The organism is Streptomyces sp. WMMB 322 (assembly GCF_900090145.1).
Taxonomy (GTDB): Bacteria; Actinomycetota; Actinomycetes; order Streptomycetales; family Streptomycetaceae; genus Streptomyces.
Map to the genome: position 1 here is coordinate 1 of NZ_FMHI01000015.1, position 12,359 is coordinate 12,359.

The following is a 12,359-nucleotide window of genomic DNA, read 5'->3' on the forward strand; positions in this document are numbered from 1 at the left end:
TGTCGGCCTACGCCGACGCCGGCCATCTGGCCTCTGCGGCCGGACTGGTGCCGGTCCCGCGTGACTCCGGGCGCCGCACCGGCAACCTGCACCGGCCCCAGCGCTACAGCCGCCGCCTGCGCCGGGTGTTCTACATGTCCGCGCAGACCAGCATCATTCGCGAGGGACCGAACCGGGACTTCTACCTCAAGAAGCGCGGAGAGGGCTGCAAACACGTCCAGGCCATCATCGCCCTGGCCCGCCGACGAGCGAGCGTGATGTGGGCGCTGCTGCGTGACGGAAGGGTCTTCACCTCCGCCCCACCGGTCACGCAAGCCGCTTGATTTCGTCATTGAGACTCCTGTGGTTTTCCTGGAACGGCGCAGCCGGCTGCGCCGCGCCGCATTGGGACGCCCGCTGACGCGGCCAATTCCCGGCAGTGAGCGCGCTGTTGACGGGGCCTGTACGGACCGGCCGTACGAGACGCCGTGGTGGCTCCTCCGGCCTGGCCCCCGCCCACCGATGCGGAAGGCGGCTGCGGCCGGACGGCTGCCTGCGTCCAGCGCAGCATGAGGCTAGATGGAAATGATTGTCAAGACCGTTTGAACTCGACGGTCAGGCCTGGCGGCCACAAGGCGGGGGATGCGCCCGCCTCCTCCGGGACGGCCCCCCGGTGCAGGGCGAAGGTCACTTGATTCCTCGAGGCGAAGGAGGTAGAACGATTATCAGTTTCATCTAGCCCTCTGCCGGTGCCGCCCCGTGCCGCCTCGCTCGGAATCCGTTCTCGAGCCGGGTGCCGCGCGTGGCTCCCCCGCATCCAGCCGCCTCAACGGCGAGGCGCCGCACCGGGCACTCTGCCGGTGCGCCGTGGGCTCTGAGAGGTGACCCTCATCCCCAGTGGCATCCGCTCGTCGGTCAAGAAGCCTGAGAAGAGGAAGACGTGCAGCTCTCCCGCGACGTGACACCGCGACAGGGGATGACGGGGGTGGGCACAGCCTTCGGCACGTTCGGCGAGCTGCTGCAGGGTGCACTGCCGGAAGAGGACGGCGACTTCCTGGTCACCCTCCCCGTCGCCCGCTGGAGCATGGCCGCTTTCCAGCAGGATCCGGGAGCCGACGGGATCACAGTGCGGCCCTCACGCAAGAAGAAGGCCCTCCAGCTCGCCCGCATGATCGCCCAAGAGGTCCCGGACCCCGTGGCGGGGATCCTGACGGTGAACAGCGTGATCCCCGAAGGCAAGGGGCTGGCCAGTTCCTCGGCGGACCTGGTCGCGACCGCCCGGGCCGTGGCCAGTTCCCTCAACATACCGATGCCGCCCTCCCGGATCGAGCGACTGCTGGCCCGGATCGAGCCGACCGACGGGGTGCTCTACCCCGCGATCGTCGCGTTCCACCATCGTGCGGTACGGCTCCGGGCCGTCCTGGGGTCCCTTCCGGCGATGACTGTCGTGGGCATCGACGAGGGCGGTGCCGTGGACACGGTCGACTTCAACCGCATCCCCAAGTCCTTCTCAGCGGCGCAGTGTTGCGAATACGCCCGGCTGCTGGACAGGCTCGCCGACGCGGTGCCCAGACACGATCTGGAAGAAGTGGGCAGAGTGGCGACGCGAAGCGCTCTGATGAATCAGCCACTCCGGTACAAGCGGTCGCTGGAGCCGATGCTGGAGATCTGCCGTGACGTCGGCGGTCTCGGCGTGGCCGTCGGGCACAGCGGCACGACTCTCGGAGTTCTTCTGGACGGCCGCGACCCCTCGTGCACCCACAGGGCCACAGCAGCCGCCCGCGCATGTGCCGAGCTGGCCGGTCATGTCGCCGTCTACCGGACGCTGAGTTTTCCCGGCGCATCCGCTCCGGCCGTCGGCTCCCTTCTGCCTGCCTGAGGGCCCGTCTCCTGCGGAGAGTTCGCAGCAGCCCGTGGACGGGAGGCCGTTCGTGCGGGCCCGGTCAGGTTCCGGACCTGACGTGCATCCGTTCGCCCTGCGGGCCGAAGAGCGCCAGCATCTCCGTCGGGTGGTCGCCCTGGTTGGCGATGACGTGAGGAGTGCGGGTGTCGAACTCGACCACCTCGCCGGGCTTGAGGTCGAGCTTCCGCCGGCCGAGTACGAGGTGCAGCCGCCCGGAGAGGACGTAGATCCACTCGTGGCCTTCGTGGACCTTGGGCTCGTAGGGCCCCGGCGGGTCGTGCGGCGGCACGATCACCTTGAACGCCTGGAGGCCGCCCGGCCGCCGGGTCAGCGGGATGAACGTCCAGCCGTGCCGTTTGATCGGTCTGGCCCGGACCCGGGGGTCCCCGGTTTCCGGTGCGTCGACCAGCTCGTCGAGAGGCACCTGATGAGCCCTCGCCAGCGGCAGCAGCAGTTCCAGCGTGGGCTTGCGCTGCCCGGACTCCAGCCGTGACAGCGTGCTGACCGAGATGCCGGTGCTCTTCGCCAGCTCCGTCAGGGTCGCGCCCCGCTCCACCCGCAACGCCCGCAGCCGCGGGCCGACACCGTCAAGTACGTCATCGAAGTCTGCCATCCCTGCATTTTGCCGTACCGGCAAGAATATTTGCCAATCGAGCGGAAGCCCCGCACGCTGCGGGCATGGACATCAAAGAGTCGTACGACGTGGTCGTGGTCGGAGGCGGAGCCGCCGGGCTGAGCGCCGCGCTGGTGCTGGGACGGTCCCGGCGCTCGGTGCTGGTGATCGACGCCGGTGAGCCCCGCAACGCCGGAGCCGGCCACATGCACAACTACCTCGGCAGAGAGGGCGCGACCCCGGCCGAGCTGCTGACTGCCGGACGTGAGGAAGTGGGGCGGTACGGCGTCGAGGTGCGCAGTGGCCGGGTCGTCTCCGCCGTCCGCACGGGTGGCGGGTTCGCTCTGGGGCTGGAGGACGGCGGCTCGGTCTCCGCGCGGCGGCTGGTGCTGGCCACCGGCGTGGTCGACGAGCTGCCGCAGGTGCCGGGACTGGAGGAGAGGTTCGGCCGGGACGTGCTGCACTGCCCCTACTGCCACGGCTGGGAAGTCGCCGACTCGCCGTTGGGGGTCGTGGCGAGCGGGGCGGACTGCGTCGAGCGGGCTCTGCTGTTCCGTCAGTGGAGCGAGGACGTGGTGATCCTGCTCAACGGCCGGCCCGCCCCGCAGGGCGAGGACGCAGAGAGGCTCGCCGCCCGCGGCATCCGGTGGGTGCCGGGCAGGATCGCACGCGTGGTCGTCGAGGACGACGCCGTCACCGGTGTGGAGCTGGCCGGTGGCGAGTTCGTGCCTCGGGCGGCGCTGGTGGTCACCACCGTGCCGACCCCGGACACCACGCTGCTCGACGCGGTCGGCGGCCCGGAGGCCCCCGGAGTGAAGGTCGTCGGCAATGCGGCCACCCCGTACGGCGGGGTCATCTCCTCGGCGGCCGACGGCATGGTCGCCGGGACGCTTATCAACCACGACCTCCTCCTCGAGGAGACCGCGGCGGCCGTCGCGGAGTACCGGAACACCCCGAAAGGCAGGGCCGCCTGATGAGTGGACACGGACACGAGCTCACCGACGAGGAAGCGGCAGCCATGTTCGAGCCGGCGGGCTGGGAGGAGCGGTACTCCGGCGAGGAGACGGTCTGGAGCGGGAATCCCAACCCGCAACTGGTCGCGGAGATCTCCGGACTGGCCCCGGGCACCGCGCTCGACGTCGGCTGCGGAGAGGGCGGCGACGTGATCTGGCTGGCCCGGCAGGGCTGGAAGGTCACGGGCGCCGACTTCTCCGCAAACGGCCTGGCCCGTGCCGCCCGGCACGCCGAGCAGGCCGGGGTCCGCGACCGTACCGACTGGTGGCAGGTCGACGCGCGGGCCTTCGCGGCCGGCGGCCGCTCCTACGACCTGGTCACCACCCACTTCCTGCACCCACCGGACGGAGGGATGGTCGAGGTCACCGGCCGGCTGTCCGAGGCGGTCGCCCCCGGCGGGCACCTTCTGGTCGTGGGCCACGCGCCGTCCGAGGTGTTCACCCACCTCAGCGCAAGCCATCGCCGGGCGATGTTCCGCGCCGAGGAGCTGCTGCCCGGCCTTCCCGGGGACTTCGACGTCCTCGTGGTCGAACAGCGGCCACGGACGGTGGTCCGGGACGGAGTGTCGGTCGACGTCCACGACTCCACGCTGCTCGCCCGCCGCAGGGCGGACTAGCGGCACCAGGTCTTACCCGGTCTCGCCATGCCCGAATGCTCAACTGTCCTCCGGCCGGGGCCCGTTCGGGCGTCTGTCGTCCGACTCGGCGTCCGGGCCGGGAGCGCCGGGACGGCCACGGGGTAACGGCCCTCGATCAGCGGCGCGGGGAGTGCGGGAGGGCACCCTGCGGGCCGACGGCGGCCAGGCACCGGGCCGTCCACGCGGTGTGGCGGCGGCGGAGCTCCTCGGCGGTGAGGTCGGTGCGGCCGAGCCCGGCGTAGTTGGGGACCCAGGTCTCCACGGTGCGGTGGGAGCGGGCGAGGCTGTGAAGGTCCCACAGCGCCACGTCGGGCACCGGCATCCCCGACGCATCACGGTAGGCGTCGCAGAAGGCGTCGGCGGTGGTGGTGCCGGGGCCGTGCAGCAGTGCGAGATCGAGCCTGCACCAGCCGATGTCGTAGCCGCGCGGTGCCAGGCTCGCACCGGACCAGTCGACCACGCCGAGGAGCGTGCCGTCCCGCCAGACGACGTTTCCGGACCAGTAGTCGAAGTGGCAGAGCACGCGCGGCCGGTCGGCCAGCCGGCCGGCGTGCCCCTCCAGCGCCGCGGCGGCCGGGCCGCTGAAGCTGCGGGCGGCGCTCATGCCGTCCCGGAACCCGGCGACGCGTGCGAGGGGCACGGCGTGCAGCCGGGCCAGCGCACTTCCGAGGGCGGCGGCAGCGGCGTCCGGGTCGGCGGGAGTGATGTCGGCCCGCCCGGGGAGGTGGGTGATCAGAACGCCGGGCACACCGCACCGTTCGCCCCGCGGGTCGGCTCCGAGCAGGCGGGGAGCGAAGCCTTCCAGGCCGTCGAGGGCGATCAGCACCTTCTCCTCGCGGGCGGCGGAGTCGTCGCCGGGCGGGAAGCGCCGCAGCACGGCCCGCCGTGGGGGATCGGCCGCCTGCAGCAGGTGAGTTGAGGCGTGGCTTCCGCCGTCGAGCCTGTGGACGGCGAGTGCGTCGGGGCCGGCGGCGGAGCCGAGGAGCCCGGCTGCCCAGGCGAGCGTTGCGGGTGTCGGGTCGGCACACGGCTGTGGGCCGTCGTACGGGGGGTCGGGCGCAGAGGCGGTCATGGGGCGACCCCAGCACGCGGCAGCGGGCGACGGCCAGTGAATTCCCCCGCGGCCCCTGGTCGTACGGCCCGCGGTTCCTGGCCGTGCGGCAGGGGCTCAGAGGCTCATCCGGTGAACTCCGTGCCCGTGCGGGCGCAACGGGACGCGGCAGCCGCTGCGGTGAAGGGGTGCCCCGCCTCTCCGTCTCCCCGGACCGGACCCGGAGGTAGCGGTACGATCTCCCGGCAGGTACCTTGTTCTGCATGGTACTTGGTGGTGGCGGGCATTCCGGAGTGAGTCAACTCCGGCGCGGGATCCTCCAGTTCTGCGTCCTGGCCCTGCTCCGCGACGGGGAGAGGTACGCCTTCGAACTCGTGCGGGAGCTGTGCGACGCCCACGGCCTCGACACCAGCGAAGGCACCATCTACCCGCTGCTCTCCCGGCTTCGGAAAGAGGAGTGGGTGACCACCGTCTGGAAGGAGTCCGAAACGGGGCCCCCGCGCCGCTACTACACGCTGACGGCGGCGGGACGAAGGGCGCTGGAGGACTTCGCGGGGGAGTGGGGCTCCTTCAAATCGACCGTCGACAGCCTTCTCGACAGTGAGGGGAAGCACCGGTGACATCCAGGGGAGATCAGCTCGTCGAGGAGTACCTGCGCCGTTTCGACAACGCCTCCGTGTTCCTCCCGGACCAGCGCCGGGCCGAGCTCAGACAGGAGATCGTCGAGCACATAGAAGCGGGCACCGAAGAGGCACAGGCCGTGCACGCCGACGCGGTACGGGCCGTGCTGGACCGGCTGGGCCCGCCGGCGGACATCGTGGCGTCGGAGACCGACTCGGGGTCCTTTCCGGAGGTCGACCCGGTCACGGTCGACCCGGTCACGGCCGAGGAGTCCCCGTCCGCCGGCGGGGCCGTCCACGAGGGCGGCGAGGGACCGTCCACGCAGAAGAGTTCCGCACCGGCTCCGTCCGCCCGTCCACGGAGATTCCCGCTGCCGCTGATCGGTGCGGTGGCGACGGCGGTCGTCGTCGGCGTGCTGGCGTTCGCTGCGTTCGGCGTGTCCAGCGGGAGCGACGAGCCGCAGCAGACGACGCGTCCGACACCCACACCGTCGCAGAGCAGTTCGCCCAACAGCGAGGGACCGGACGGAAGTCCGGGCGCCGGCCCCGAGACCTCGCTTCCGCCCTCGCACAACTCCACCTCGCCCGGGGGTACTCCGTCCGAATCACGTTCGTCCCGCTAGGGCCGGCCGGTGCGGCACCGGTCGGTCGGCCCGGCAGGCGGCGAGCTGCCGGGCGGCCGGCAGGCGCGCCTCGCTGCCCAGGCGTTGGCGGTGTCTCACCGGCGTCCGCTCCACGGGGGTGAGCCGGACAGCGCCGATGTCTGAGCGCCGACGGCTCTGTCCGGGCGGGAAGCGGAGCTCCGGGAAGGCGGGCCGTGCTCGGCGGCCGAGCCGGCGCCGGAACCGGCGAGACCGCGGTGCGGGACGACCGCAGGGCCGCAGGACCGCAGAGCCGGACGACCGCAGGGCCGCGGTCCTCGTCCAGCCGTGGGCGACCAGTGGTCGGCCGGCGGTGGCAGAGGAGCGCGGCCCCGCTTCTTGTGGGGGGTGGGGGAATGGTCAGGGGATCGGGGGGACGGTGGGCCCCTCCTGCGCGAGCAGGTCGCGGGCGAACTGTTCCCACTGCGCGTACCGGTCGGGGAAGGCCGACTTCTGGACGGCCTGGCACACCTCGCCCGGCGGCATGCCTTCCCAGCCGGAGATCTGGATCAGGCCTGGGTTGGAGCCGAACGGGGCGACTCCGTAGAAGGACTTGGACGAGGTGGGGACGTCGGTGATCTGCTCCGGTGTGCCCCAGCCCGTGCTGGGCCGCTGCTGGAAGATGCCGAGGGAGTCGTGGTCGACGGGCGTCGTGTAGTTGACGAACTTCGACTCCTGCATCGCCGTCATCAGAGCGATGACCTGCCCCTGTTCGGGGATGTTCGCGCCCTTGCCGACGCCGATCACCGTACGGGCGTTGGCGAGTTCCTCGGGGCCGAGGTCCGCGGGCGAGGCGAAGACCTTGCGCAGTTCGCTGTCCGGTGCCTGCTGCAGCGCCTTCGCGGTCGCCTTGTCGACCGAACCCGTCTCGCTGAGTCCGTGCCGGGCCTGGAACCACTTGATGCCGTGGCCAGAACCCTTGACCGACGCCTCGGAGGCCGTCCCGGACTGGGCGCCCTGAGCGACAGCCGGCACGGCGAGCATCGTGCCCGCGGCGATGACGGCGGCTGCTGCGATTGCTGCTCGGTTTCTCTGCATGGTGCGACCCTGACGTGTACACGCAAAACATGTCAAGGTGCCAGAAACCCGGTATAGGCGACTCATGACGTTTGTACCGAAGCAGGGGATGTGTCACGGTGCGGCGCGGATCCGGTCCCGACGCCCCGGGTGCACGGGAAGCAGGCGAGCGTCGGCCGGGCATCTCCCACCCGGGCAGGGCGGGTTCGACGTGTGTTCGGCCGCCGCCGGGCAGGTGCGCTTCGAGCAGCGCACTTCGCCGGGGCGCTCTCGGCGCCGACCGGGAGTGATCCACCGGGCGGTCGGTCCCGGGGAGTCCGCGATGCATACTCCGCATACGCGCGGGCGGCCCCTGCCGTATGACAGGGGAGGCCGTGATGCACGCCACTTGCGGCGGCGCGGGGGATTGGGCGGGCAGTGCTGAGGCTGCTGGGAAGTGGCCAATTTCTGAGCCGGAAGCAGCTCAGTCAGCCAGAGGGGTCGGTGTGAAAGCGAACGGGCTCACCCAGGGCGGCTTGTGCCCCCTCGAAGTCTGCGAGGCGAGCTGCGAGTGAGGCGACCGCGAGTCGCTGCGGAAGCGCCGCCGAGAACTTCAACCCGTGGACGGCGCGTTGATCGACGTTGGGGAGCACCATGGGCGCTCCGCCGGCGGCTGCTTTGTGGCTCGCCTGCCACATGTCGGCCGTCAGATCGCTGCGCAGCCGTATGAAGCAGTCTGTGGGCCGCTGAACGGGATCGGCGACCGACTGCAGTGTTGCCGCGAGTGTCGCGTTCGCCCGGAAGCCGGCCCAGGTCCACCAGCGGACCTCAGTGCCTCGCTGTGTCACCAACGTCCTGGCGGGATGTACGCAGTCGGGGGCGTCTGCTTCCCGCCACTCGGTCAGGCACGCCCTCGCCCGTCTGGTCAACGACACATGCGGATCAGTTCCCAGAAGAACCTCGCGCATCGCACGTGTCAGGGCATACGAGAGTCCAGCCAGCACGTCACTGGTCCACTTGGCCACACCACCGCTGTCGGCGGGTTCGACGAAGACGCGTTTGCGTTTCCAGTCGATGAAGTTCACCTGCCAGTTTCGTCCACCGAGCAGTAACCGACGTGGCCCCGGCCGTTCCTCTGTCAGAAGGGAAGGGTCTGTCTGCCCGATCTCGGTGCGCCCGGACAGGACGGTGAACTGGGGAGGAGCGGTGAACGACGCGGTGAGTTCGATGAAGTGCCGTCGGCCGAAGCGCCGTTCAGCTTCCGGGCCCACGAACAGCAGCCCTCCGTCATCGTTGAGGAAGCCCTCGTCCACGAGATGCCGCAGTATGGGCTTCGCGGAACGGTCGAACGGAGGGAGTCCGTTCCACTCCTCGTGCCACAACTGATCACCAACCGTGTGCCGTTGGAGGACGACCGCGAGGAGCTGCTGTGCCACAAGGTGACGCGGCTCGGGCGGTGCGATCACAGGCTCGACCCACCCTTTTCCCCAGAGCAGCAGCAGCGCCGCTGCCTGCAACAACGTGTCCTTGCGTGTCGCGAGGAACAAGCAGTTGCGGGTGCTCCCTGCGCGGCGCCCAGTACGGCCGAGGCGCTGCAGGAACGAGGCGACCGTACTGGGCGAGTCGATCTGGATGACGCGGTCCAAGTCGCCGACGTCGATGCCCAGTTCCAGAGTGGAGGTGGACACGATGACGCAGTCGCGCGCCTCGGCGAAGGCCTGCTCCGAGCGTGCTCTTTCCTCCGCCGAAAGAGATGCGTGTGACAGGGACACAGTCACATCGCGCTCGCGCAGCGCCGCCCCCAACTCCTCGACCTGCCGCCGTGATTCGCAGAACACCAGCCGCTTCTCACCACGGTGCAGAACAGCGAGGAGTTCGGCGGCATTGTCCAGGGAGCCTACGTAGTCCAGTTCCACCTCTCCCGCTGGGGGCCCACTGTCTGCGGTGGAACTCGCGCCCGGTTCTGCACCGGAGGAGGGAGTCAGCTCCGGGGCGACGACGCATCCGCGACGCTTCCCTGACTGCGCTCCTTGCAGCCAGGCGAGAAGCTGCTGAGGGTTGCCGACCGTCGCAGACAGCCCTATGCGCTGGATGGAATGACCGGTCACCCGTTCCAGGCGCTCCAGTACGGCGAGCAGGTGCCACCCCCGATCGTCACCCGCGAAGGCGTGCACCTCGTCCACGACAACGGCCCGCACTCGTCCCAGCAGTTGGGCGTGATCGGTCTTCACGCCGATGAGCATGGCTTCGAGAGATTCAGGTGTGGTGAGCAGAATGTCCGGTGGCTCGGAGCGGATGCGTTGCCGTTGGGATTCAGTTGTGTCCCCGTGCCACAGGGCTGCACGACGCCCCAGCCACTGGGCGTAGGAATCGATGCGGGGCACGAGGTTGTTGAGCAGCGCCTTGAGAGGGCAGAGGTACAGGACGGAGGTGCCGGACCAGCGCTTGTCGGTCATTGCCGACAGGATCGGCAGGCACGCGGCTTCGGTCTTCCCGCCGGCCGTGGGGGCGAGCAGCACGGCATCCTCGCCGTCCATGAGCGGGTGGATCGCGGCGCGCTGCAGCGGCCGCAGGTCCGGCCAGCCCAGCGTGTTCACCACATGGTGAAGAACGACTGGATCGAGCCGGTCGACGGGATCACCTCCGGCTGAACGTCGCGGAACCAAGCGACGGTCGCCGCCGCTCCCGTCTGTGGTGCCTGCCATCAAACGTCCAGCTCGACGTCGTCGGCCGAGGAGGCTGCCGCATTCCGTTCCACATCGGTGAGTTCGCTGCTGTGCACCGTCAACTGGTAGTGCTGCCTCGGGTCGAAATCCTCGAACTGGTCCACGCGGTCGAGGACATCGCCGACGAGTTTCTTCAGAAAGAGCCGTGGTGCCACACCGACCTTGCCGCCGAGGGCCCCGCCGACCGCTCCGGCGAGATCGGCGACGTATCTGTCGTCCGCGAGAGTCTTGATCCGTTCGGGTGCTCCGGCTCCGGCCGCGTAGAGGTCGCGAATGGTCACCCCGAGGCTCACCAGGGAGTCCCGGGAGAAGCCGGGCAGCCGCAACTGCACCGCACGTGGGTTGTCGAAGCGGGGATCGGTGGTGAAGTCCGTGGCGAGGCGCTGAGCCAGCGGGGCAAGACGTTGAACACCCTGCTGACCGTCGTAGAAGGCCGGGGTCCCGGTGATCACCAGGTACAGGCCCGGGAATCGGCCCGAATGCACTTCGTCGATGAGTTGGCGCAGCGCGTTGAGCGCCTTGTCGCGGGCGTCCGACCGCACACGCTGCAGGGTCTCCACCTCGTCCAGGACGACGAACAGCCCCCTGTGACCGGAGTCGCGCAGCACGGTCAGCAGGCCCTGCAGGAAGCCCAGAGCCCCGAAATGGTCGAGATCGCCGCGCACCCCGGCGGAGCGACGCGCTGCCGCGGCCACGTGAGGCTGGCCGCCGAGCCAGGCCAGCACCGCGGCTGCTGTCGCTTCGTCTCCCTCGGCCAAGGCGGACCGATAGCCGCGCAACGCCGTCGCGAAAGACGGGGCATGCCGTGACACTTCGGCGAGCCGCCCGGCCAGCAGCTTCTCCACATCACCGGCCAGATCGTCCTCGCTCGCACCGGCCGCGAGGGCATCTTCTTCCAGGGCGTAGAACCAGGCGTCGACGATCGGGCGAAGCGCACTCGGAGGGAAGCTCGATGTGGAGAGGCGCTCCGTCAGGCGCCTGTACACGGTCTCCAGCTTGTGCAGCGGCGTCTCGTTCTCGGAGATCTGGATCTCGGACACCGCGAAGCCGAGGCGTTTGGCCCGCTCACCCAGCCACCGTGTGAAGAACGTCTTACCCGACCCGTACTCACCCCGTACGGCCTTGAACATCGATCCGCCTGAGGCGACCCCGTCGAGCTCGGCATCCAGCGCCGATTCGAACCGGTCCAGTCCGGTGGCGAGCAGGTCGAGCCCGCTCTCGGGCACTGCACCGCGCCGCAAAGCGTCGACAACCGTGCGCCTGCGGGCAGTTGAAGCTGACGAGACCGGTGGCGGCTTGGCTGAGCTCACGAGTGAGATTGTCTCACCCGGCACAGTGGGATGCCGGGGCCGCATGCTCCGCGACGCCCAAGTCGCGCTCGACAGAGTGTTGTTGTGAAACACTCACGCTGTGTTGCTGACCTATGTCGATGAGTCATATGACAAGGACCGGTACTGGATGGTCGCCCTGGTGGTGGCCGAGAGACATCTGCGGCCACTGCACAGCGCTCTCGACTCCGTCGTGAGGAAGGCGGCAGACAGCTATCCAGTCGCTCCGGAAGCGGAGTTGCACGGCCATGCCCTGGTACAGGCCCGGGACGACTGGCAGCGACTGGGAAACAAGGGCCGCAACATGGTCCGTGCCCGGATAGGCATCTACGGCGACGCGATGAAGGCGATCGGCTCTCATGATGTGCAAGTGATCGTCCGCGGGCTTGACTTGTCGGCCTACCGGTCACATCAGAACGCCCCCGGTCGGCATCCCTCTCCCCACCAGCTTGTGCTGCGGCACTTGTTGGAGCAGATCTGCGACCAAGTGGAGACGCGGGACGAACTGGCCTTGGTGATCGCGGACGAGATCGATGGCGCAGACGACCACCGGCGTCACTTTCGCGACTACCAGATGACAGGCACGGGCGGGAGCATCAGCAGCACCTTGCCGTGCCTCGTCGACACCATCCACTTCGCGCCCTCGAAAGCGAGCCGGCTGCTTCAGGCCGCAGACCTGATCGCATACCTGCACAGGCGGCTGCTCAGCGGTCAGGATGGTGACAGCCGGGCCCGCAGGGCCAACGAGACGCTGTGGTCCTTCGTGGAACCGCGCGTGGTCCATCAGCGTTGCTGGGCTCCGCAGCAGCAGGGGGGCGAAGGAGCCTGAGCAGCACAAAGGCCCCGCATCC

The 12,359-nt window shown here is 69.7% G+C and carries 12 protein-coding genes; 7 read left to right on the forward strand and 5 right to left on the reverse strand.

Going from position 1 to position 12,359, the window contains the following annotated elements; all coding sequences use genetic code 11:
- Both H180DRAFT_RS21315 and H180DRAFT_RS21320 read left to right on the forward strand, forming a co-directional pair.
- The coding region (locus H180DRAFT_RS21315; protein ID WP_139151422.1) for a transposase at positions 1–323 on the forward strand (323 nt) is incomplete at its 5' end.
- Between the two features lie 596 nt (positions 324–919).
- Positions 920–1,858, forward strand: coding sequence for a GHMP family kinase ATP-binding protein (locus tag H180DRAFT_RS21320; protein ID WP_079100289.1), 939 nt, complete (start codon positions 920–922; stop codon positions 1,856–1,858).
- 64 nt (positions 1,859–1,922) lie between these two features.
- On the opposite strand, the gene H180DRAFT_RS21325 is transcribed toward H180DRAFT_RS21320, so the two are convergent.
- Positions 1,923–2,495, reverse strand: a complete 573-nt coding sequence (locus H180DRAFT_RS21325) for a helix-turn-helix domain-containing protein (RefSeq protein ID WP_055487726.1) — start codon at positions 2,493–2,495, stop codon at positions 1,923–1,925.
- A 65-nt stretch (positions 2,496–2,560) separates the two neighbouring features.
- On the opposite strand from H180DRAFT_RS21325, the gene H180DRAFT_RS21330 reads away from it, so the two are divergent.
- The gene (locus H180DRAFT_RS21330) at positions 2,561–3,469 is read left to right on the forward strand and encodes an NAD(P)/FAD-dependent oxidoreductase (protein WP_254666124.1); all 909 of its coding nucleotides are present in this window, start codon (positions 2,561–2,563) and stop codon (positions 3,467–3,469) included.
- On the forward strand, positions 3,469–4,125 hold the full coding sequence (locus H180DRAFT_RS21335) for a class I SAM-dependent methyltransferase (protein ID WP_055487727.1): 657 nt from the start codon (positions 3,469–3,471) through the stop codon (positions 4,123–4,125). Before H180DRAFT_RS21330 ends, H180DRAFT_RS21335 begins: the two co-directional genes overlap by 1 nt.
- Before the next feature lie 136 nt (positions 4,126–4,261).
- Here H180DRAFT_RS21335 and H180DRAFT_RS21340 read toward each other — a convergent pair whose 3' ends face one another.
- The gene (locus H180DRAFT_RS21340; RefSeq protein WP_055487728.1) at positions 4,262–5,218 is read right to left on the reverse strand and encodes a phosphotransferase family protein; all 957 of its coding nucleotides are present in this window, start codon (positions 5,216–5,218) and stop codon (positions 4,262–4,264) included.
- Between the two features lie 272 nt (positions 5,219–5,490).
- On the opposite strand from H180DRAFT_RS21340, the gene H180DRAFT_RS21345 reads away from it, so the two are divergent.
- Positions 5,491–5,817 carry a PadR family transcriptional regulator gene (locus H180DRAFT_RS21345; RefSeq protein ID WP_254666125.1) on the forward strand — a complete coding sequence of 109 codons (327 nt, stop codon included), beginning with the start codon at positions 5,491–5,493 and terminating at the stop codon, positions 5,815–5,817.
- Positions 5,814–6,440 (forward strand): HAAS signaling domain-containing protein, encoded by a 627-nt coding sequence (locus H180DRAFT_RS21350; protein ID WP_055487730.1) that lies wholly within the window; start codon positions 5,814–5,816, stop codon positions 6,438–6,440. The genes H180DRAFT_RS21345 and H180DRAFT_RS21350 overlap by 4 nt, the downstream gene beginning before the upstream one ends.
- A gap of 378 nt (positions 6,441–6,818) precedes the next feature.
- Here H180DRAFT_RS21350 and H180DRAFT_RS21355 read toward each other — a convergent pair whose 3' ends face one another.
- The 3 genes from H180DRAFT_RS21355 to brxD all read right to left on the reverse strand — a co-directional run bounded on the left by H180DRAFT_RS21355 (position 6,819) and on the right by brxD (position 11,490).
- Complete coding sequence (locus tag H180DRAFT_RS21355; RefSeq protein WP_055487731.1) at positions 6,819–7,496, reverse strand: peptidoglycan-binding protein; 678 nt, start codon at positions 7,494–7,496, stop codon at positions 6,819–6,821.
- 446 nt (positions 7,497–7,942) lie between these two features.
- On the reverse strand, positions 7,943–10,054 hold the full coding sequence (locus tag H180DRAFT_RS21360) for a DEAD/DEAH box helicase (protein ID WP_368073137.1): 2,112 nt from the start codon (positions 10,052–10,054) through the stop codon (positions 7,943–7,945).
- A gap of 104 nt (positions 10,055–10,158) precedes the next feature.
- Positions 10,159–11,490, reverse strand: coding sequence for a BREX system ATP-binding protein BrxD (brxD, locus tag H180DRAFT_RS21365; protein WP_254666126.1), 1,332 nt, complete (start codon positions 11,488–11,490; stop codon positions 10,159–10,161).
- Between the two features lie 100 nt (positions 11,491–11,590).
- Between brxD and H180DRAFT_RS21370 the strand changes: the two genes are divergently transcribed.
- Positions 11,591–12,337 carry a DUF3800 domain-containing protein gene (locus H180DRAFT_RS21370; protein WP_055487732.1) on the forward strand — a complete coding sequence of 249 codons (747 nt, stop codon included), beginning with the start codon at positions 11,591–11,593 and terminating at the stop codon, positions 12,335–12,337.
- The last annotated feature ends 22 nt before the right edge of the window (positions 12,338–12,359 follow it).

What these genes read in the sequence shown, in the direction of transcription:
- H180DRAFT_RS21355 (WP_055487731.1), bottom strand. Translation starts at nt 7,496, where the DNA reads ATGCAGAGAAACCGAGCAGCAATCGCAGCAGCCGCCGTCATCGCCGCG.
- H180DRAFT_RS21325 (WP_055487726.1), bottom strand. Translation starts at nt 2,495, where the DNA reads ATGGCAGACTTCGATGACGTACTTGACGGTGTCGGCCCGCGGCTGCGG.
- H180DRAFT_RS21335 (WP_055487727.1), top strand. Translation starts at nt 3,469, where the DNA reads ATGAGTGGACACGGACACGAGCTCACCGACGAGGAAGCGGCAGCCATG.
- H180DRAFT_RS21340 (WP_055487728.1), bottom strand. Translation starts at nt 5,218, where the DNA reads ATGACCGCCTCTGCGCCCGACCCCCCGTACGACGGCCCACAGCCGTGT.
- H180DRAFT_RS21330 (WP_254666124.1), top strand. Translation starts at nt 2,561, where the DNA reads ATGGACATCAAAGAGTCGTACGACGTGGTCGTGGTCGGAGGCGGAGCC.